The organism is Stenotrophomonas geniculata (genome assembly GCF_034508895.1).
GTDB lineage: Bacteria > Pseudomonadota > Gammaproteobacteria > Xanthomonadales > Xanthomonadaceae > Stenotrophomonas > Stenotrophomonas geniculata.
Genome location: NZ_CP140571.1, coordinates 2,531,667 through 2,550,727, shown reverse-complemented (window position 1 = coordinate 2,550,727; position 19,061 = coordinate 2,531,667). Strand labels below are relative to the sequence as shown.

Annotated in this window: 18 protein-coding genes; 7 read left to right on the top strand and 11 right to left on the bottom strand. The window is 66.2% G+C overall.

Going from position 1 to position 19,061, the window contains the following annotated elements:
* Nucleotides 1–69 precede the first annotated feature (69 nt).
* On the bottom strand, nt 70–1,116 hold the full coding sequence (locus RI032_RS11825) for a rod shape-determining protein (protein WP_005419402.1): 1,047 nt from the start codon (nt 1,114–1,116) through the stop codon (nt 70–72).
* A 283-nt stretch (nt 1,117–1,399) separates the two neighbouring features.
* On the opposite strand from RI032_RS11825, the gene RI032_RS11820 reads away from it, so the two are divergent.
* The gene (locus RI032_RS11820; RefSeq protein ID WP_010481412.1) at nt 1,400–2,338 is read left to right on the top strand and encodes a carbohydrate kinase family protein; all 939 of its coding nucleotides are present in this window, start codon (nt 1,400–1,402) and stop codon (nt 2,336–2,338) included.
* Between the two features lie 186 nt (nt 2,339–2,524).
* Here the strand turns inward: RI032_RS11820 and RI032_RS11815 are convergent, their stop codons facing one another.
* The 4 genes from RI032_RS11815 to ubiE all read right to left on the bottom strand — a co-directional run bounded on the left by RI032_RS11815 (nt 2,525) and on the right by ubiE (nt 6,943).
* Entirely contained in the window at nt 2,525–3,148 is a 624-nt protein-coding gene (locus RI032_RS11815) for an HAD family hydrolase (RefSeq protein WP_010481411.1), read from the bottom strand.
* Nucleotides 3,148–3,879: an outer membrane protein assembly factor BamD gene (locus RI032_RS11810; RefSeq protein ID WP_099590203.1), complete on the bottom strand. Its 732-nt coding sequence runs from the start codon at nt 3,877–3,879 to the stop codon at nt 3,148–3,150. Before RI032_RS11810 ends, RI032_RS11815 begins: the two co-directional genes overlap by 1 nt.
* A 127-nt stretch (nt 3,880–4,006) precedes the next feature.
* Nucleotides 4,007–5,935, bottom strand: a complete 1,929-nt coding sequence (locus RI032_RS11805; RefSeq protein ID WP_322547033.1) for a M1 family metallopeptidase — start codon at nt 5,933–5,935, stop codon at nt 4,007–4,009.
* A gap of 246 nt (nt 5,936–6,181) precedes the next feature.
* Nucleotides 6,182–6,943, bottom strand: a complete 762-nt coding sequence (ubiE, locus tag RI032_RS11800) for a bifunctional demethylmenaquinone methyltransferase/2-methoxy-6-polyprenyl-1,4-benzoquinol methylase UbiE (protein WP_005411082.1) — start codon at nt 6,941–6,943, stop codon at nt 6,182–6,184.
* A gap of 80 nt (nt 6,944–7,023) precedes the next feature.
* Between ubiE and RI032_RS11795 the strand changes: the two genes are divergently transcribed.
* The 4 genes from RI032_RS11795 to RI032_RS11780 all read left to right on the top strand — a co-directional run bounded on the left by RI032_RS11795 (nt 7,024) and on the right by RI032_RS11780 (nt 8,836).
* Nucleotides 7,024–7,476 carry a nucleoside deaminase gene (locus tag RI032_RS11795; protein WP_005411083.1) on the top strand — a complete coding sequence of 151 codons (453 nt, stop codon included), beginning with the start codon at nt 7,024–7,026 and terminating at the stop codon, nt 7,474–7,476.
* 198 nt (nt 7,477–7,674) lie between these two features.
* Nucleotides 7,675–7,935 carry a hypothetical protein gene (locus RI032_RS11790; RefSeq protein ID WP_010481405.1) on the top strand — a complete coding sequence of 87 codons (261 nt, stop codon included), beginning with the start codon at nt 7,675–7,677 and terminating at the stop codon, nt 7,933–7,935.
* A 75-nt stretch (nt 7,936–8,010) separates the two neighbouring features.
* Nucleotides 8,011–8,346, top strand: coding sequence for a hypothetical protein (locus tag RI032_RS11785; RefSeq protein WP_005411085.1), 336 nt, complete (start codon nt 8,011–8,013; stop codon nt 8,344–8,346).
* A gap of 67 nt (nt 8,347–8,413) precedes the next feature.
* On the top strand, nt 8,414–8,836 hold the full coding sequence (locus RI032_RS11780) for a low affinity iron permease family protein (protein ID WP_228354801.1): 423 nt from the start codon (nt 8,414–8,416) through the stop codon (nt 8,834–8,836).
* Nucleotides 8,837–8,979: 143 nt separating this feature from the next.
* On the opposite strand, the gene smeF is transcribed toward RI032_RS11780, so the two are convergent.
* The 3 genes from smeF to smeD all read right to left on the bottom strand — a co-directional run bounded on the left by smeF (nt 8,980) and on the right by smeD (nt 14,782).
* Nucleotides 8,980–10,365, bottom strand: coding sequence for a multidrug efflux RND transporter outer membrane subunit SmeF (smeF, locus tag RI032_RS11775; RefSeq protein ID WP_257472325.1), 1,386 nt, complete (start codon nt 10,363–10,365; stop codon nt 8,980–8,982).
* A 97-nt stretch (nt 10,366–10,462) separates the two neighbouring features.
* Nucleotides 10,463–13,585: a multidrug efflux RND transporter permease subunit SmeE gene (gene smeE, locus RI032_RS11770; RefSeq protein ID WP_010481397.1), complete on the bottom strand. Its 3,123-nt coding sequence runs from the start codon at nt 13,583–13,585 to the stop codon at nt 10,463–10,465.
* Between the two features lie 12 nt (nt 13,586–13,597).
* Nucleotides 13,598–14,782 (bottom strand): multidrug efflux RND transporter periplasmic adaptor subunit SmeD, encoded by a 1,185-nt coding sequence (smeD, locus tag RI032_RS11765; protein WP_049413310.1) that lies wholly within the window; start codon nt 14,780–14,782, stop codon nt 13,598–13,600.
* Between the two features lie 208 nt (nt 14,783–14,990).
* Here smeD and smeT point away from each other — a divergent pair, with 208 nt between their 5' ends.
* A complete protein-coding gene (gene smeT, locus RI032_RS11760) occupies nt 14,991–15,650 on the top strand; it encodes an efflux transporter SmeDEF transcriptional repressor SmeT (RefSeq protein WP_019337673.1) in 660 nt (219 codons plus the stop codon).
* A 45-nt stretch (nt 15,651–15,695) separates the two neighbouring features.
* On the top strand, nt 15,696–16,688 hold the full coding sequence (locus RI032_RS11755; protein ID WP_043401018.1) for a Gfo/Idh/MocA family protein: 993 nt from the start codon (nt 15,696–15,698) through the stop codon (nt 16,686–16,688).
* A gap of 54 nt (nt 16,689–16,742) precedes the next feature.
* Here RI032_RS11755 and hslU read toward each other — a convergent pair whose 3' ends face one another.
* From hslU to RI032_RS11740, 3 genes are all read right to left on the bottom strand, one after another.
* Nucleotides 16,743–18,116 (bottom strand): ATP-dependent protease ATPase subunit HslU, encoded by a 1,374-nt coding sequence (hslU, locus tag RI032_RS11750; protein ID WP_010481393.1) that lies wholly within the window; start codon nt 18,114–18,116, stop codon nt 16,743–16,745.
* 60 nt (nt 18,117–18,176) lie between these two features.
* Nucleotides 18,177–18,728, bottom strand: a complete 552-nt coding sequence (gene hslV, locus RI032_RS11745) for an ATP-dependent protease subunit HslV (protein WP_005411093.1) — start codon at nt 18,726–18,728, stop codon at nt 18,177–18,179.
* A 74-nt stretch (nt 18,729–18,802) separates the two neighbouring features.
* Nucleotides 18,803–19,003, bottom strand: coding sequence for a DUF3079 domain-containing protein (locus RI032_RS11740; RefSeq protein ID WP_010481389.1), 201 nt, complete (start codon nt 19,001–19,003; stop codon nt 18,803–18,805).
* Between the last annotated feature and the right edge of the window lie 58 nt (nt 19,004–19,061).

Here is a 19,061-nt window from a genome sequence, read left to right as displayed (position 1 = left end):
GGTGCCGGCCCACCCTCGTGGTGGGCCGCACCCCGGAGGGGCGCTGCGGGCGCAGGCAGCCGGGACGGCTTATTCCGGCGCAAAGAACTCGTTGCCGTGCATGTCGACCAGCTCCAGCGCACGGCCACCGCCGCGGGCCACGCAGGTCAGCGGATCGTCCGCCACCTGCACGTGCAGGCCAGTTTCCTCGGAAATCAGGCGGTCCAGGTCACGCAGCAGGGCGCCGCCACCGGTCAGCACGATGCCGCGCTCGGCAACGTCGGCACACAGTTCCGGCGGGGTCTGTTCCAGCGCCAGCTTGACCGCGCTGACGATGCCCGACAGCGGCTCGTGCAGGGCTTCAAGCACCTCGTTGGAGCTGATCTTGATCATCTTCGGCACGCCCTCGGCGAGGTTGCGGCCGGAGATTTCCATCTCGATCACTTCCGCCTGCGGGTAGGCACAGCCCAGCTCGACCTTGATGCGCTCAGCGGTGGCTTCACCGATCAGCATGCCGTGGTTGCGGCGCACGTAGTTGGTGATCGACTCGTCGAAGCGGTCGCCACCGATGCGGACCGACGCCGAGTAGACGATGCCGTTGAGCGAGATCACCGCCACTTCGGTGGTGCCGCCGCCGATGTCGATGACCATCGAGCCACGCGCTTCAGTGACCGGCATGCCGGCGCCGATCGCGGCCGCCATCGGTTCTTCGATCAGGAACACGTCACGGGCACCGGCTTCCTCGGCCGATTCCTTGATCGCGCGGCGCTCGACCTGGGTCGAGCCGGCCGGCACGCAGACCAGCACGCGCGGGCTCGGGCGCAGCACGCGCGATTTGTGCACCTTCTTGATGAAGTGCTTGAGCATCGCCTCGGTATAGGTGAAGTCGGCGATGACGCCGTCCTTCATTGGGCGGATGGTGGTGATGTGGCCCGGGGTACGGCCCAGCATCTGCTTGGCTTCGGCGCCTACGGCTGCCACCGAGCGGGTGCCACCGATGGCACGGTCCTGACGCACGGCCACGACCGATGGCTCGTTCAGCACGATCCCCTGCCCGCGCACGTAGATGAGGGTGTTGGCCGTGCCCAGGTCGATGGACAGGTCGTTGGAGAACATGCCACGGAGTTTCTTGAACATCTGAGGAAGGAGTCCTGAGGGGTGTCGTGCCCGCCGCGGGATGGCGAAAAAATGGGCAGAAATCGAGGCCGACAAGCCTAGCAACCCGCCTGCCGCCGAGCAAGGAAAAAACTAGCTGAACCCGCGTCTTCACAGGCTTTCGGCCTGATCGGGTCTCACCCGGTTCTGGCCCTGAGCGGCACCAGCGGGTAACCTTTGCGCCGTCGGGCGCCCAAGGGCGCCGTTTGCTTGCCCGCCGAACCGGGCCGGCCCACCCCAAAATTCACCGCATAGGCTTACATCGATGTCCGCTCTGATCTGTGGTTCTCTTGCCTTCGACACCATCATGGTGTTCCCGGACCAGTTCAAGAATCACATCCTGCCGGACAAGGTGCACATCCTGAACGTGTCCTTCCTGGTGCCGCGCATGCGCCGCGAGTTCGGCGGCTGCGCAGGCAACATCGCCTACAACCTGCACCTGCTGGGCGGCCAGCCGATCCCGATGGGCACCGTGGGCTCGGACTTCGGCCCGTACCGCGAATACTTCGAAGGCCTGGGCATCGACCTGTCGCGCGTGCGCGTGATCGATGAGCTGTTCACCCCGCAGGCATTCATCACCACCGACCACGACAACAACCAGATCACCGCCTTCCACCCGGGCGCGATGATGCGTTCCTACGAAAACCACGTGCGTGGCGTACCGGGCGTGACCCTGGGCCTGGTCGGCCCGGACGGCCGCGAAGGCATGATCCAGAACGCGCAGGAATTCCACGAAGACGGCATCCCGTTCATCTTCGACCCGGGCCAGGCCATGCCGCTGTTCAACGGCCCGGAACTGCGCGAGTTCATCGAGCAGGCCGACTACGTGGTGGTCAACGACTACGAGTCGAACCTGCTGCAGGAACGCACTGGCTGGGACGAGAAAGAGATCGTCAGCCGGGTCAAGGCCTACATCACCACCCGCGGCCCGAAGGGCGCGGTCATCCACACCCCGGAAAAGAGCTACGACATTCCGCCGGCGCATGAGCGCCGCGTGGTCGACCCGACCGGCTGTGGCGACGCCTTCCGCGCCGGCCTGATCTACGGCATCCAGAAGGGCTACGACTGGCTGACCATCGGCCGCATGGGCAACCTGATGGGCGCGCTGAAGGTCGAGCACCCGGGCACGCAGAACCAGCGCTTCACCTTCGATGAGTTCAACGAGCAGTTCAAGCAGCAGTTCGGTTACGCGCTGAGCGCGTAACCGAACTGCCCGCACATCTGATCGGTGGGTGTCGACCTTGGTCGACACTGCCGGCCAGCGGCCGGCACTACCGGAACCTCCGACCGACACGTGGCCTGCTCTCTGTAGAGCCGAGCCATGCTCGGCTTGCGCGCGCCAGCGCGATCCGACCGGAGGAGAGCAGCCGAGCGTGGGCTCGGCTCTACATCAGCAAGCGCCCTGCCAGGCAGCCAGCAAGGCGCGGCAATCAGCGAAATGCCAGTCGGCACGGCCCGGCCATGGGTTTTCCGGCAGGTTGACCAGCACGGTATGGGCGCCGGCCGCACGGCCGCACTCCAGGTCGTAGGCGTGGTCACCGACCATCACCGCCTCCGCAGCCCCGATCCCCCAACGCCGCAGATGCTGCTGCAGGCCATCCGGTGAGGGTTTGGGCACCGCTTCATCGCGGCCGATGATGTCGGCATCGTCGAACAACGCCCCGACCCCGATCGCGTCCAACGTCAGCTTCGCCAGCGCATGATCATTGCGGGTCAGGATGCCGAGCCGGCAGCCTGCCGCCGACAACGCGCGCAGCAGCTTCAGCGCACCCGGTGCCGGCAGTGCGTCCTCGGCCAGCGCGCGCTCATGATCCAGCAGCCACTCGCGCTTGGCCTGCGCCGGTGCGTCCGGCAACGCCGCAATATGGTCAAGGATGTCTTCCTCGGCCGCGATCTCCAGCGCGCGGCGGATCGCGGCGAAATCATGCACGGCGACGGTCAGCGTGCCATCCATGTCGAACACCCAGTGCCGGATCGCGGACAACGCGTGCACTGCGCTGCCCGCCGCAACCATCACTGCCACCACTGCGGCATGCGGCTGGCGTCGACGCCACCGGTTTCGAACACAGCGGTGCGGGTGCCACCGGCCTTGACCGGGAACTCGATGCTGATCGACTTGCCCTTGCGCGCCAGCTTCCACAGCGCCTTCTGGTCGGTGATGAACAGGGCAATGGCTTCATCGGTCTTCGGACGCCACGCCGCCATGGAAATCGGCTTGCCGTCGTCCACGGTTACTTTCACCGTGCACTGCGGGCAACGGAAATCGCCGGCCTGCAGCACCAGATACGCATGCCGCTTCCACTCCGGATGATCGCGGAACACCAGCTGCACCGGCTTGGCGCCGCTGCCATCCACGTCCACCCGTTCCTTGCTGTAGATCTGCGCCGAAACCTGGTTGCCCTTGTTGCCCACCGGGATCTGGTTGTACTGCCACAGCGCCTGCATGCGGCGCAGGTCGCGCGCGGCATCGCCCTTGGCCTTGACCTCGTCGAAGCCTGCGGCAATGCGCTCGGCGGCCGCGGTGTCCTTGTACTGGTCCAGCAGCGAGGCGCCATGCAGGCGCGCACGCTCCCAGTCCTGCGCGGCCACGGCCATGTCGTACTGCTTGGCCACGTCTTCGGCCTTGGCCTCCTTCTGCGCCTGCACGGCGGCTGCGGCGACTTCCTGCGCCTTGCGTTCTTCCTCGGGGTTGCTGCAGGCGGCCAGCGCCAGGGTGCAGGCGGTGAGCAGGATCAGTCGTTTCATGGCGGAGGTCCTTTGCGGGTGCATCCCGATTCTATCGGCAGCGAAAAGCGGATACACCAACGGCGGGTTTCCCCGCCGTTGGTGGTGAAGCAGTGACCGGTTGCCGGCCAGCGGCCGGCACTACCGCTTACTTGGCTTCAGCCTTGGCCAGCATGTCCTGGACCGAGGCGGTGGTGATCGGGTGGTAGCCCGGCTTGGCCTTTTCGAAGGCCTGCTTGGCCAGCTCCAGCCCCTTCGGGGTCTTCACCAGTTCGGCGTAGATCGGCAGGATCAGCTTGCGACGGCCGACGCGCTCGATGAATGCCGCCGCGCCTTCATTGGCCTGCTCGTAGCCGCTGCGGATCGCCAGCGGGTACCAGCGCATGGCGATCTCGCCATTCGGGGTGCCAGTGAAGTGGAAGGCCTTGTCCAGCGTGGCCAGCTTGTCCAGCGGCTGGGTCGCACCCAGGCCGTCGATGAAGCGCACCCATTCCTGCGTGCTCCAGTCGGCGATGACCTGGCTGCTCGGCACGGTGCCGGCGCTGGCGAAGGCGATGCGCGCGGTATCGACGCTGCTGAAGTTGCGCGACTGCGCCTTGGCAGCGAACGCCGGAATGCCCGGCTCGTCCAGCCACGCCTTCAGTTCGGCCTCGGTCACGGCCGAGGGATTCTTCGGCAGCAGGTTCTTCTTCATGTACTCGACGAACTGGTCGGTGTTCGCGCTCTGGAAGGCGTGGTCATCGAACCAGCCGCGCAGGAACGGATCGAAGGTCTCGCGGCCGAAGCGCTGCTCCAGGAATTCCAGGAACCACGCACCCTTGACGTAGGCGACCTGGCTGAGCGCTTCGTCGGGATCACGCTCGTTCAGCGGCGGCAGCGCCAGTGCCTGGTCAGCCGGGCTCATGTCCTTCACTTCGGCCAGCAGGTCGGTCTGGTCGATCTGCTTCTCCATCTCGGCCATTTCCTTGCCGTACAGGGCTTCGGTGATGCGGCCCTGGACGTAGGTGGTGAAGCCTTCATTGAGCCAGATGTCCTTCCAGCTGGCGTTGGTCACCAGGTTGCCCGACCAGCTGTGCGCCAGTTCGTGGGCGACCAGCGAGACCAACGACTTGTCGCCGACGATTACGGTCGGGGTGGCGAAGGTCAGGCGCGGGTTTTCCATGCCGCCGAACGGGAACGACGGCGGCAGCACCAGCATGTCGTAGCGGCCCCAGCGGTATTCGCCGTACAGCTTCTCGGCGGCACCGATCATCTTCTCGGTGTCTTCGAATTCCTTGGCGGCCTTGTTGACCATGGTCGGCTCGGCCCAGACGCCGGAGCGGCCGGAGATCGGCTCGAACACCAGGTCGCCGGCGGCGATGGCCAGCAGGTAGGACGGAATCGGCTGCGGCATCTTGAAGGTGTAGTCACCGTCACGCGCGGCCTTCGGATCGTTGTCGGCGCTCATCAGCACCATCACGTCCGGGCGCGAGACCACGTGCGCGCTGTAGGTGAAGCGAACGCTCGGGGTGTCCTGCAACGGCACCCAGGAACGGGCGTGGATCGCCTGCGACTGGCTGAACATGAAGGGCAGCTTCTTGCCCTCGGTCATCGACGGTGCCAGCCACTGCAGGCCCGAGGCGGTCGGCGCGGTGTGATAGGTCACTTCCACCTTGGCCGGCTGTTCCGGAGCCTCGATGGTCAGCTTGCTGCCGAACACCTTGTCAGCGGCGGCCAGCTCGAACTTCAGCGGGCTGCGCGCGCCATCGGCGGCAACGGCCTCAACCTTGGACACGGTCAGCTCGCGGGTGTCGAGCACCAGCTGCTTGGCGTCCTTCTGCTTCCATTCCAGGGTGTAGGTGGCGGTGCCGCCGATCTGCTTCTGGTCGAAGTCCAGCTTCAGATCCAGCGCGATGTCCTTGATGACGACCTTGTCCGGCTCGGCGTACGAGCTTTCGTCGTGGCTGCGGTTCTCGGCGTTCACGGGGGCGGCGGGGGCCTTTGCGGCAGTCGGGGCGGCGGCGGGCGCGGCCGCCTCCTGGGAGCAGCCGGCGGCCAGGGCCACGGCCAGCGGAAGGAGCATCAGCGGATTACGCATGAATCGGGACCGTTACGGGGATCAAACCCCAATGGTACCTCCCTCCGGCCCGGCAGGCGTTGCGCGGTGCGGGGTAATGCGGCCAAGGCCGATCCTGCGGCGGCGCCCCGGGTAGGTGCCAACTTTGGTTGGCACGGATCTTTCATCGCATGTGGCAGGCCCGTGCCGACCAAGGTCGGCACCTACCAGAGCGGATGACCGCAGCGGCCGAGTGCCAACCAGGGTTGGCACCCACCAGGGCAAGGCCTACAGCTTGTAGCCGGAGTGGATCGAAACGATGCCGCCGGTCAGGTTCTTGTAGTGGCAGCGCTCGAAACCGGCCTGCCCCATCATCGCCTTCAGTTCATCCTGCGGCGGGTGCTTGCGGATGCTCTCAGCCAGGTACTGGTAGCTGTCCGAATCATTGGCGAACAACTTGCCCAGCTTGGGCAGGATCTTGAACGAGTGGAAGTCGTAGATCGGCTTGAACCAGTCCGCGGTGACTTCGGAGAACTCCAGCACGCGGGCCTGGCCGCCCACCTTCAGCACGCGGTACATCTCGCGCAGGCCGGCGTCCTTGTCGGTGACGTTGCGCAGGCCGAAGGCGATGGTGACCAGGTCGAAGCTGTTGTCCGGGAACGGCAGGGCTTCGGCGTTGCACTGCACGTAGTCCAGGCCGAGCACCAGGCCGCGGTTGGTCAGGCGGTCGCGGCCGACCGACAGCATGCCGGCGTTGATGTCGCCCAGCACCACCGAGCCCTCGGCGCCGACGCGCTCCTTCAGCAGGGCGGCGATGTCGCCGGTGCCGCCCGCCAGGTCGAGCACGCGGTCGCCCGGCTTCACCTGCGCGGTCGCCACGTAGTAGCGCTTCCACGCCCGGTGCACGCCCAGGCTCATCAGGTCGTTCATCAGGTCGTAGTTGCGCGCGACCGAGGTGAACACCTGGCCGACCAGCTTCTGCTTGTCCTTGGCGGCGACGTCGCGGAACCCGAAATGGGTGGTACCGGCTTTGTAGGGGGATTCGCTCATGGCCCCGATTATCGCACCGCCGGGGGCCAGCGGCACCCCCTGCCCGTATCATGGCGGGCCACGACTTACCGGAGCCCCGCATGATCACCACGCCCGACTACCAGGCCCTGCTGCAGACCGCCATCGCCGAAGCCCGCCAGGGCCTGGCCGAAGGCGGCGTGCCGATCGGCGCGGCGCTGTACCACAACGACGGCCGCCTGCTCGGCTGCGGCCATAACCGCCGCGTGCAGGAGGGCGACCCGTCGGTGCACGGCGAAACCGATGCGTTCCGCAAGGCCGGCCGCCAGCGCCGTTACCAGGACACGATCATGGTCACCACCCTGGCACCGTGCTGGTACTGCTCGGGCCTGGTGCGCCAGTTCAACATCGGCACCGTGGTGGTGGGCGAATCGCGCACCTTCCAGGGCGGCATCGACTGGTTGCGGGAGAATGGCGTCAACGTGATCGACCTGGACAGCCAGGAATGCGTGGACCTGCTGGGCGGCTTCATTGCGCAGCACCCGGAGATCTGGAACGAAGACATCGGTGAATGATCACCACGCAGTGTCCTGTTGAACCCGTTTAATGAACGCTTCAGTGCCGGCACGCCCTAGTGCCGGCAGCGTTTGCGGCCATTGCCGTGAACCCGTGCACAGTCAGCTGCGCAACGTGCACACGCAGCGATAACACCCCGCCCGGCTGCCGCGCCTAGGGTGGGGTTACCGGGACTTCTTTCCCCGGCGGAGCCAGCCATGTGCGCGCACGCCGTACGACCTACGCCTGACCCGATCCTCGACGCCATCCGCAAGCGCCTGCAGCAGCAGTACGCACTGCACCAGCGTGGCGCACTGTTCTGGACTGCCTACCAGGGCCTGCAGCTGGAGCTGGTGCGCGGCCACCCGCTCGACCATGAGCGCCTGTGCAATGCGATGGCCGACATCGCCGAAGATCTCGGTGCCGTCGAGCGTGCGCAGTTGATCGGACATGCCAACGCCAGCTCCACATCGCGCTGACGCGGCATGCACCGCCACATACGCCACACTCCGATGAACCCCCACTCCCTTTCCACTCAACCGAACTGGATTGTCATGCACGCTGAAGTCCCCACCATCCCTCCGGTCATCAACGTTGACGCCGAGCTGGATCACTGGCGCCGCCAACATGCCGAAGGCGCACTGCCGCACAACTCGTTCGGCTCATACGTGCCGTGGATCAAGTTTGCCTGCGATTCGCTGATCACCCAGCCGCGCGCCAGCGAGGCCGAACGTGACGAGATGTTCCAGACCCAGTACGCCCTGCAGATCATGCCGCGACTGAGCGAAGCACAGGCCCGCGAGTTCGTCGACCGTTGCTGGCAGCACGTCTACCAGAGCAGTCCGGTGCGCAGCCTGCAGGCACCGCGCCTGCAGCGCATGCGCGCCTGACCGCCGCTGCACGGCGCCTGCACGGGCCACTGCCGATCATCCTCGTCACCTGAGTGGGACGACGACGATGAAAGCACGCAACCTGTTCAATACGATCGCCAAGAAGGCCGCGGCCGCCACCGGCTCGCCGTGGACCTTCCTGGCCGCAGTAGCGATCGTGGTGATCTGGGGCATCAGTGGCCCGGTGTTCGGTTTCAACGACACCTGGCAGCTGGTGATCAACACCGGCACCACCATCATCACCTTCCTGATGGTGTTCCTGATCCAGCACACGCAGAACGCGGATACCGCCGCGATGCAGATCAAGCTGGACGAGCTGATCCGGGCGACAGCCGAAGCCAACAACGAACTGTTGGATCTGGAAGAACTGGACGAAGCGCGGCTGGAAGAGATCCGTCGCGAGTACGAGCAGATGGCGCGCGAAGCCGGCGACGCGCTGGCGCGGGTGCGCGCCTGCCATGCAGCGCGGCGCGACGATGAAGCGGTGTAGCAGGTCCGGAAATGACAATCCCGGCCAGCGACCGGCACTACCTTCGACCATCAAGGCAGGTGCCAACCTTGGTGGGCACAGGGCCAGCCACCAGCGCTGACGCATCCGTGCCAACCAAGGTTGGCACCTACCGGAAGCGCGGACTACCCGCGCTCGTGCCAGCCGCCACCCAGCACCTTGTACAGGGTGATGCGGTTGGCCTGTTGCGCCAGCTGGGCCTGCAGCTGGGTCTGCTGCGCGTTGTAGGCGGTACGCCGCGCATCAAGCAGGGTGACGAAGCTGTCCAGCCCCGCGTCGTAGCGGGCCTGCGACAGGCGGTTGGCCTGTTCGGCCGCGTCCACCAGGCGCTGCTGTGAACTCACCTGCTCGTCCAGGCTGACATTCAATGCCAGCGCATCGGCGGTTTCGCGGAAGCCCACCTGGATCGACTTCTCGTACTGCGCCAGAGCGATATCACGATCTGCGTTGGCGATGGCCAGGTTGGCGCGCAGCTTGCCGCCCTGGAAGATCGGCAGGGTGATCTTCGGCAGGAAACTCCATACACGGGTGCCACTGTCGAACAGGTTGGACAGTTCGTTCGAACCACTGCCGATGCTGCCGGTCAGCGAGATGCTCGGGAAGAACGCCGCGCGTGCCGCACCGATGTTGGCGTTTGCGGCCAGCAGCTGGTGTTCGGCGGCCATGATGTCCGGGCGCTGCAGCAGCACGTCGCTGGGCAGGCCGGCCGGCGGCGGGGCCAGTGCAAGCAGCTGCGGTTCGATGCTGTCCGGCAGCAGTGCCGGATCCAGCTGGCCACCGGCCAGCAGCGCCAGCGCATTGCGGTCCTGGGCCAGCTGGCCACGCAGGCGTGCAGCATCCGTACGTGCGGTCTCGACCAGGGTACGGGTCTGGGTCAGCTCCAGCGCCGAACTGCCACCACGTTCGTGGCGGGCCTCGGCCAGGCGCAGCGAATCCTCGTAGGTCTTCAGCGTGGCCTCGGCGATCTTCAGCTGCTGTGCATCGGCACCATAGGTCAGCCACGCAGTCGCGGTCTCGGCCACCAGGCTCAGCTGCGCGTTGCGGCGGTTGGCGGCCACGGCGAAGTACTGCTGCAACGCCGCTTCACTGAGATTGCGCACGCGGCCGAACAGATCCAGCTCGAACTCGGCCACGCCGACACCGGCGGTGAACTGCTCGGTGACGCCGGCGTCGGTGCCTCGGCGCTCCATCTGGCCGGTGACAGCCACGCCGGGCACGCGGTCGGCGCGTTGTACGCGGTACTGGCCGCGCGCGCGCTCTACATTGAGCACGGCCACGCGCAGGTCGCGGTTGTTCTGCAGCGACTGCTCGATCACCTGCTGCAGGCGTGGATCGGTGAAGAAGTCGCGCCAGCCGACGGCGGCGACATCGGCCACCTGGCCCTGCGCGGCTTCGGCCGGCCACTGCGCCGGAATCGCCGGAGCGACAGCGGTGTTCTTCGGCACCAGAGTGGAGCAGCCGGCCAGCGCGAGCACGCCGGCCAGGGATACAGCAAGAGAAGAGAATTTCATGGCGACACCTTGGGGGTCACGGTGGTAGCGCCGGGCCATGCCCGGCGGCTACGCGGTGAGGCATCCGCCGGGCATGGCCCGGCGCTACCGGATTTCATCACTCGGCGGTCTTGCGCTTGAACACGCGCTGCACCACCACGAAGAACAGCGGCACGAAGAACACACCGAGCACGGTGCCGACGATCATGCCGCCGAGCACGCCGGTACCGATCGCCTGCTTGGCGCCGGAACCGGCACCGGTGGAGACCGCCAGCGGTACCACGCCCATGCCGAAGGCCAGCGAGGTCATCACGATCGGACGCAAGCGGTCGCGCACGGCGTGCATGATCGACTCGATCAGGCTGGCGCCCTTCTCCAGGTTCTCCTTGGCGAACTCGACGATCAGGATCGCGTTCTTGCTGGTCAGGCCCACCGTGGTCAGCATCGCCACCTGGAAGTAGATGTCGCGTTCCAGGCCCTTGAAGGTATTGGCCAGCACGGCGCCGAGGATACCCAGCGGGGCCGCCAGCAGCACCGCGGTCGGCACGCTCCAGCTTTCGTACATCGCGGCCAGGCACAGGAACACGATCATCAGCGACAGCGTGTACAGCAGCGGCGTCTGCGAGCCGGCCTGGCGTTCCTGGTAGGACATCGCCGTCCACTCGATGCCGAAGCCCGCCGGCAGCTGCTTGGCCAACTGTTCGATCTCGGCCATGGCGTCACCGGAGGCCACACCCGGGGCCGGTTCGCCTTGGATTTCCATTGCCGACACGCCGTTGTAGCGCTCCAGGCGCGGCGAGCCGTAGTCCCAGTGCTTGGTGGCGAACGCGCTGAACGGCACCATCTCGCCCTTGTCGTTCTTCACGGACCAGAGATCGAAGTCCTCCGGCACCATGCGGAACGGCTGGTCAGCCTGCACGAACACGCGCTTGACGCGGCCGCGATCGACGAAGTCATCGATGTACGAACTGCCCCACGCGGCGGCCAGGGTGCCGTTGATCTGGTCGATCGACAGCCCCAGCGAGGTCGCCTTGGCCGCATCGATGTCGATGCGGAACTGCGGCGTGTCTTCCTGGCCGTTCGGGCGCACGTTGGCCAGTTTCTTGCTGCCGGCGGCGAGGCCGAGCAGCTGGTTGCGCGCGGCCACCAGTGCCTCGTGGCCCTGGCCGCTGTTGTCCTTCAGGAAGAAGGTGTAGCCCGAAGCGGTACCCAGCTCCGGGATGGCCGGCGGCGGGAAGGCGAAGATGAAGGCATCCTTGATCTGGCCCAGGGCCGCCATCGCGCGACCGGTGATCGGCATCACGCCATTGTTGGCGTCACGCTCGCTCCAGTCCTTCAGCTTGACGAATGCCATGCCCGCGTTCTGGCCCATGCCGGCGAAGCTGAAGCCCTGCACCGAGAACACCGAGTCCACCGCATCCTTCTCGTTCTGCAGGAAGTGGTTTTCCAGTGCCGCGATCGATTCCAGCGTACGTTCCTGGGTGGCACCCACCGGCGCCTGCACCAGCGCCATCAGCACGCCCTGGTCTTCGTTGGGCAGGAACGAACTGGGCAGGCGCACGAACAGCACGCCCATCAGCACGAACAGCGCCGCAACGATGCCCATGAAGCGCCACGGACGATGGATGATGCCGCGCACGCCACGCTGGTAGCTTTCGCTGGTGCGGTCGAAACCGCGGTTGAAGCCGTTGAAGAAACGACCGGCCAGGCCGCGATGGGCAACATGGTGCTCGCCCTTCTTCAGCGGCTTGAGCATGGTCGCGCACAACGCCGGGGTCAGCACGATCGCGACCAGCACCGACAATGCCATCGCCGAGACGATCGTGGCCGAGAACTGGCGGTAGATCACGCCGGTGGAACCGCTCATGAAGGCCATCGGCACGAACACTGCCGACAGCACCAGGCCGATGCCGACCAGCGCGCCGGTGATCTGGCCCATCGACTTGCGGGTGGCCTCGAGCGGCGACAGTCCCTCTTCGGACATGATGCGCTCGACGTTTTCCACCACCACGATGGCATCGTCCACCAGCAGGCCGATCGCCAGCACCATCGCGAACATGGTCAGCATGTTCACCGAGAAGCCCAGCATCGCCAGCACGCCGAAGGTACCCAGCAGCACCACCGGCACGGCGATGGTCGGGATCAGGGTGGCGCGGAAGTTCTGCAGGAACAGGTACATCACCACGAACACCAGCACGATCGCTTCGATCAGGGTCTGCACGACGCCCTTGATCGACACACGCACGAACGGCGTGGTGTCGTACGGGATCTCGGCTTTCAGCCCGGCCGGGAAGAAGCTCTTCATGTCCTCCAGCGCGGCATCCACGCCGGCGGCGGTATCCAGCGCGTTGGCGCCGGTGGCCAGGGTGACCGCCAGGCCGCTGGCCGGCTGGCCGTTGTAGCGGGTGACGAAGTCGTACGATTCCGCACCCAGCTCGACGCGGGCGACATCACCCAGGCGCAGCTCGGCACCGTCCTGCGCACCGCGCACGATGATGTTGCGGAACTGTTCCGGGGTCTGCAGGCGCGACTGCGCGTTGATGGTGGCGTTGAGCTGCTGGCCCTTGATCGACGGCGCACCGCCGAGCTGGCCGATGGCGACCTGGGCGTTCTGTGCCTTGATCGCTGCGGTCACTTCGGCGACCGACAGGCCATAGGTATGCAGCTTGTTCGGGTCCAGCCAGATGCGCATGGCGTACTTGCCACCGAACACCTGGATGTTGCCCACGCCCGGCACGCGGCTCAGGCGGTCGACGACATTGGAACCGACGTAGTCGGCGATGTCGTTGGCGTCCATGCTGCCGTCCTCGGACACGAACGCGATGACGTTCAGGAAGCCCGAGCTGGACTTGGCCACGTTGATGCCCTGCCGCTGCACTTCCTGCGGCAGCAGCGGCATGGCCAGCTGCAGCTTGTTCTGCACCTGCACCTGGGCGATGTCCGGGTTGGTGCCGCTCTCGAAGGTCAGGGTGATGGTGGCCTGGCCGTTGGACGAGCTGTTGGAGGAAAAGTAGATCAGGCCATCAAGGCCCTTCATGTTCTGCTCGATGATCTGCGTCACCGAGTCCTCGACCACCTTGGCCGATGCACCCGGGTAGGTGGCGCTGATTTCCACCGCCGGCGGTGCGACGTTGGGGTACATCGAGACCGGCAGCTTGAACAGGGCCAGGCCGCCGGCGAGCATGATGATGATGGCGATCACCCATGCAAAGATGGGTCGATCGATGAAAAAGCGTGCCATGGGGTTCTCCGCTTACTTCGCGTCGCCGGCCGGAGCGGCAGGCTGGGCGGCCGCTGCCGGCTTGGCCGGAGCAGCGCCCTTCTCGGTGGCCTTGACCGGCATGCCGGGGCCGATCTTCTGCAGGCCTTCGACGATGACCTTGTCGCCGGCCTTCAGACCGTCCTCGACCAGCCACTTGTCGCCAACCGTGCGGCTGACCTTGACCGGGCGCACTTCGACCTTGTTGTCCTTGTCGACCACCATCGCGGAGGTGTCACCCTTCGGATCGCGGGCGATGCCGGCCATCGGTACCAGCACCGCATCGCTGCGCACGCCGCCGCCGATCACTGCGCGCACGTACATGCCCGGCATCAGCAGGCCGTCCGGGTTGTCCACCTTCACGCGCAGGCCGAAGCTGCCGGTGGCCGGATCGACGCTGACTTCGGAGAACTCCAGCGTGCCCTTGTGCTCGAAGGTGCTGCCGTCTTCCATCAGGATGCTGACCGGCAGCGTCTGGTTGTCCTGCAGGCGGCCGGCGGCCAGTTCGCGGCGCAGCTGCAGCAGCTCGGCCGAGGACTGGGTCAGGTCGACATAGATCGGATCCAGCTGCTGCACGGTGGCCAGCGCATTGGCCTGGCCGGCGTTGACCAGCGCACCCTGGGTGACGCTGGACTTGCCGATGCGGCCGCTGATCGGCGCGGTGATACGGGCGTAGCCGAGGGTGACGTTGGCCGCATCCAGCGATGCCTTGGCGGCGCCGACGTCGGCCTCGGCCTGCTTCTGCGCGGCCACGGCGTTTTCCAGATCCTGCTGGCTGACCGCGTCGACCTTGGCCAGCTCGGTGATGCGCTTGGCGCTCAGGCGGGCGGCATTGGCGGTGGCTTCTGCGCGGGCCAGCTGGGCACGGGCATTGTTGGCCTGGGCGCGGTAGCTGGCGTCGTCGAGCTGGTACAGCGGCTCGCCGGCCTTGACCATGCCACCTTCCGTGAACAGGCGCTTGGCGACGATGCCATTGACCTGCGGGCGCACTTCGGCGACCAGGAAGGCATTGGTACGGCCCGGCAGTTCGCGGGTCAGGCCCACGGTCTCGGACTTCAGCGTGACCACGGTGACGTCACCGGGGCCCTGTTCGGGGGCCTGGGGTTGGCCGCCGCAGGCAGCCACGGTCGCGGCGATGGCCAGCGACAGCGCGATGGGTCGGATTCGGCTCAGCAACATGACGGAAAGGCTCTCAGGGGAAGGAATCTCAAAACGCGCTGATACAGGCCGAAAGCGCCAGCAGGCAACGCTCACCGGCGGGGAGAAGCAGCCGGCAACGGCCTGCCACGCACACGGCGGGAATGATGGGACGGAAATATACATACATGCGTGTTTGTTTGTAAACAGGTACAATTCAGCCACGTTTCACCCGCACTCGTACCCATCCATGGCCCGCAAGACCAAAGAGGACACCCAGGCAACCCGGGAAGGCATCCTTGACGCCGCCGAAGCCTGTTTCCATGAACACGGCGTGGCCCGTACCACGCTGGAGATGATCGGCGCCCGCGCCGGCTATACCCGTGGCGCGGTGTACTGGCACTTCAAGAACAAGAGCGAGGTGCTGGCCGCGATCGTTGAACGGGTGCACCTGCCCTTCATGCAGGAACTGGAACGCACCTCCACCGAGCAGCGCGACACGCCGGTACACGACCTGCGCGCGGTGATGATCCACTCGTTCATCGAGCTGTCCGAGGACGAGCGCCTGCGCAAGACCATGGAGATCATGCTGCGCAGCGATGCCTCGGCCGACACCAAGGTGCTGACCGAAATGCAGCAGGCCGGATTCCGCGATGCGCTGGACCGGATGGAGCGTGCGCTTCGCCGGGCCCGGGACCTGGGCCAGCTGCGCGAAGGAGCGGACCCGAAGATCGCCGCGCGCATGCTGCACGCCACCGTACTGGGCGTGCTGCACGGCGCGATGGTCGAACCGGAACTGATGGACCTCAAGCGCGACGGCATGCTCGCGCTGGACATGACTCTGGCCGCCTACGTGAAGGATGGCGTGTTCGTGCCCGGAACGGTGCCCGAGCCGTTGCCGGACGCGTGAGCGGCGCTGCTGCCACCACCGCCGTACCCATCTGAGGACAGACCCATGATCCTGGACAATGTGGTGTGGGGCTTCATCGGCTGCGGCAGTGTCACCGAGAAGAAGAGCGGCCCGGCCCTGGCCAGCACACCCGGATCACGGGTTGCAGCGGTCATGCGCCGCAATGCGGCGTTGGCCGAGGATTACGCGAGGCGCCATGCCATTCCCCGTTGGTACGCGGACGCTGATGCGCTCATCGCCGATCCGGAAGTGAACGCGGTGTACGTCGCAACGCCTCCCTCGACGCACATGCAGTACGCGCTGCAGGCGATCGCCGCGGGCAAGCCGGTCTACATCGAAAAGCCGATGGCCATGGATCACGCCGAATGCGAACGCGTACTGGAGGCCAGCGCACGCCGCGGCGTGCCGGTGTTCGTGGCCTATTACCGCCGCGCCCTGCCCCGCTTCGCACAGGTGAAACAGCTGCTGGACAGCGGCGCGATCGGTACGCCGCGCAGCGTGCGCGCCACCCTGCACCGGCCGCATTCGGCGAATGCCGCCTCGCCGGACTTCTGGCGGACCCATCCGGCGATCGCCGGCGGCGGGCTGTTCGTCGATCTGGGCTCGCATACCCTGGACCTGCTCGACCATCTCCTGGGGCCGCTGAGCGATGTGCGTGGTCTGGCCAGTTCGTTGACCGGCGCCTACGCCGCCGAGGACAGCGTCTCGATGTGCTTCCGCACCGGAATGGGCGCGCATGGCATCGCGCAGTGGAGCTTCTGCGCCTTCCGCCGCCAGGATGAGATCGAGATCACCGGCGACCGCGGGCAGCTGCGCTTTGCCACCTTCGAGGACGTTCCGGTGGTTCTGGAGACCGAAGCGGGCGTGCAGGCGTTCGATATCCCGAACCCGCCAGCGGTCCAGCAGCCGTTGATCGCCTCCCTCGTGGACGAACTGCGTGGCAACGGCTGTTCACCGTCGACCGGCATCAGCGCTGCGCGCACCAGTGCGGTGATCGACCAGGTACTGCAGGCCTACCGCGCCCGGCACCCGCACTGACCGCCAACAAAAAGGCCGCCTTTCGGCGGCCCCATAGCTTTGCGGAGCCGGGCATTACAGGATGTAGCGGCTCAGGTCCGGATCCTGCACCAGCTCGCCCAGGTGTGCATCGACATAAGCACGGTCGATGGCCAGGGTTTCGCCGTCGCGGTCCGGTGCCTCGTAGCTGAGCGAATCCAGCAGGCGCTCCAGCACGGTATGCAGGCGGCGGGCACCGATGTTCTCCTGGCGCTCGTTCACCTGGAAGGCGATCTCGGCCAGACGATCAATGGCGTCGGCAGTGAAGCTGACCTTGACGCCCTCGGTGGCCAGCAGCGCTTCGTACTGCTTGGTCAGCGCGGCCTTCGGCTCGGTCAGGATGCGCACGAAATCGTTCTTGCTCAGCGCCCCCAGTTCAACGCGGATCGGGAAGCGACCCTGCAGCTCCGGAATCAGATCGCTGGGCTTGGCCAGGTGGAACGCACCGGAGGCGATGAACAGGATGTGGTCGGTTTTGATGGTGCCGTACTTGGTGGACACGTTGGAGCCTTCCACCAGCGGCAGCAGGTCGCGCTGCACACCTTCGCGGGACACGTCGCCACCGCCCACGTTGTCACCACGCTTGGCGACCTTGTCGATCTCGTCGATGAAGACGATGCCGTGCTGCTCACAGGCCTCGATCGCCGCCGTGCGGATATCGTCTTCGTTGACCAGCTTGCCGGCCTCTTCTTCCACCAGCAACGGACGCGCGGCCTTGATGGTCAGCGTGCGCTTATGCGCCTTGGCGCCGCCGCCGAGGTTGGCGAACATCGACTTCAGCTGCTGGCCCATTTCCTCCATGCCCGGTGGGGTCATGATGTCCATGCTGACATTGGCGGCCAGGTCGAGTTCGATCTCGCGCTCGTCCAGCTCACCGTTGCGAAGCATCTTGCGGAACTTGATGCGGGTCTCGTTGTCCTGCGCCGACGGTTCGTTGCGGGCGACTTCCGGATCGAAGCCGATGCCACCGCTGCGGCGCGGCAGCAGCGCATCGAGGATGCGGTCCTCTGCGCGTTCTTCGGCCTGGGTACGCACGCGCACCTTGGCCTGTTCGCGGTACAGCTTCACTGCGGTATCGGCCAGGTCACGGATGATCTGCTCGACATCCTTGCCGACGTAGCCGACTTCGGTGAAGCGGGTCGCTTCGACCTTCACGAACGGCGCGTTGGCCAGCGTGGCCAGGCGGCGCGCGATTTCGGTCTTGCCGACGCCGGTCGGGCCGATCATCAGGATGTTCTTCGGCATCACTTCATTGCGCAGCTCCGGCACCAGCTGCATGCGGCGCCAGCGGTTGCGCAGGGCGATGGCCACGGCGCGCTTGGCGTCGTGCTGGCCCACGATATGCCGGTCCAGTTCCTGCACGATCTCGCGCGGGGTCATGGTGGCGGAGGAAACTTCGATCTTCGACATGGATGTGCTCACGGATTCGTTGTCGGTAGCGCCGGGCCATGCCCGGCGGATCGGGAGGCGTTACAGCTCCTCGACCACCACGTTGCGGTTGGTGTAGATGCAGATGTCGCCGGCAATGCCAATGGCTTCGCTGGCGATGGTGCGCGCATCCAGTTCGGTGTGCGCCATCAGCGCGCGCGCGGCCGACAGCGCATAGGAACCGCCGGAACCGATGGCGATGATGCCGTCCTCCGGTTCGATCACATCGCCGGTGCCGCTGATGATCAGCGAGGTTTCCTTGTCGGCCACTGCCAGCAGGGCCTCGAGCTTGCCCAGGCGGCGCTCGGTGCGCCAATCCTTGGCCAGTTCGACCGCAGCGCGCTGCAGCTGGCCGTGCTTTTCCAGCTTGGCCTCGAACAGCTCGAACAGGGTGAAGGCATCGGCGGCGGCACCGGCGAAGCCGGCCAGCACCTGGCCGTCACGACCGAGGCGGCGCACCTTGCGCGCATTGCCCTTCATCACGGTGTGGCCCAGCGTGACCTGGCCGTCGCCGGCAATGGCCACGTGCTCGCCGCGACGGACGCAGACGATGGTGGTGGCGTGGAAAACGTTGGGATTCTGACTGGGGTCCATGCGGCCTCCGATAGCTGTTCCCGGGACATGGGGACAGCGCCGGGTGCGATCAAGCCTGTGCGGATGGCTGCCGTTCAGCGCTTGGCTTGCGAAGGCCGATCCGGATTGGGCTCGATGCCCCAGGCGATATACCAGTCTTCGCCCTGCGTCTCGATCGGATGCTGGGTGCGGCCGGAACCATTGCCGCAGGCCAGTGCGTCAGCTGCGCAGTAGCGGTCGCAGCCCCAGCAGATGCGCTCGGGATGCCTGGGATGCAGCGGAATGGGCTTCGCCATGGTGGCGGGTTCTTCGTGGCCTGCGGCCACGATGCGCCGGTAGCGCCCGCCCTGCCCT

Excerpts from the sequence above, each read along its gene's own strand:
- RI032_RS11825 (WP_005419402.1), bottom strand. The coding sequence starts at position 1,116 with ATGTTCAAGAAACTCCGTGGCATGTTCTCCAACGACCTGTCCATCGAC.
- RI032_RS11820 (WP_010481412.1), top strand. The coding sequence starts at position 1,400 with ATGTCCGCTCTGATCTGTGGTTCTCTTGCCTTCGACACCATCATGGTG.
- RI032_RS11815 (WP_010481411.1), bottom strand. The coding sequence starts at position 3,148 with ATGGTTGCGGCGGGCAGCGCAGTGCACGCGTTGTCCGCGATCCGGCAC.
- RI032_RS11810 (WP_099590203.1), bottom strand. The coding sequence starts at position 3,879 with ATGAAACGACTGATCCTGCTCACCGCCTGCACCCTGGCGCTGGCCGCC.
- RI032_RS11805 (WP_322547033.1), bottom strand. The coding sequence starts at position 5,935 with ATGCGTAATCCGCTGATGCTCCTTCCGCTGGCCGTGGCCCTGGCCGCC.
- ubiE (WP_005411082.1), bottom strand. The coding sequence starts at position 6,943 with ATGAGCGAATCCCCCTACAAAGCCGGTACCACCCATTTCGGGTTCCGC.
- RI032_RS11795 (WP_005411083.1), top strand. The coding sequence starts at position 7,024 with ATGATCACCACGCCCGACTACCAGGCCCTGCTGCAGACCGCCATCGCC.
- RI032_RS11790 (WP_010481405.1), top strand. The coding sequence starts at position 7,675 with ATGTGCGCGCACGCCGTACGACCTACGCCTGACCCGATCCTCGACGCC.
- RI032_RS11785 (WP_005411085.1), top strand. The coding sequence starts at position 8,011 with ATGCACGCTGAAGTCCCCACCATCCCTCCGGTCATCAACGTTGACGCC.
- RI032_RS11780 (WP_228354801.1), top strand. The coding sequence starts at position 8,414 with ATGAAAGCACGCAACCTGTTCAATACGATCGCCAAGAAGGCCGCGGCC.
- smeF (WP_257472325.1), bottom strand. The coding sequence starts at position 10,365 with ATGAAATTCTCTTCTCTTGCTGTATCCCTGGCCGGCGTGCTCGCGCTG.
- smeE (WP_010481397.1), bottom strand. The coding sequence starts at position 13,585 with ATGGCACGCTTTTTCATCGATCGACCCATCTTTGCATGGGTGATCGCC.
- smeD (WP_049413310.1), bottom strand. The coding sequence starts at position 14,782 with ATGTTGCTGAGCCGAATCCGACCCATCGCGCTGTCGCTGGCCATCGCC.
- smeT (WP_019337673.1), top strand. The coding sequence starts at position 14,991 with ATGGCCCGCAAGACCAAAGAGGACACCCAGGCAACCCGGGAAGGCATC.
- RI032_RS11755 (WP_043401018.1), top strand. The coding sequence starts at position 15,696 with ATGATCCTGGACAATGTGGTGTGGGGCTTCATCGGCTGCGGCAGTGTC.
- hslU (WP_010481393.1), bottom strand. The coding sequence starts at position 18,116 with ATGTCGAAGATCGAAGTTTCCTCCGCCACCATGACCCCGCGCGAGATC.
- hslV (WP_005411093.1), bottom strand. The coding sequence starts at position 18,728 with ATGGACCCCAGTCAGAATCCCAACGTTTTCCACGCCACCACCATCGTC.
- RI032_RS11740 (WP_010481389.1), bottom strand. The coding sequence starts at position 19,003 with ATGGCGAAGCCCATTCCGCTGCATCCCAGGCATCCCGAGCGCATCTGC.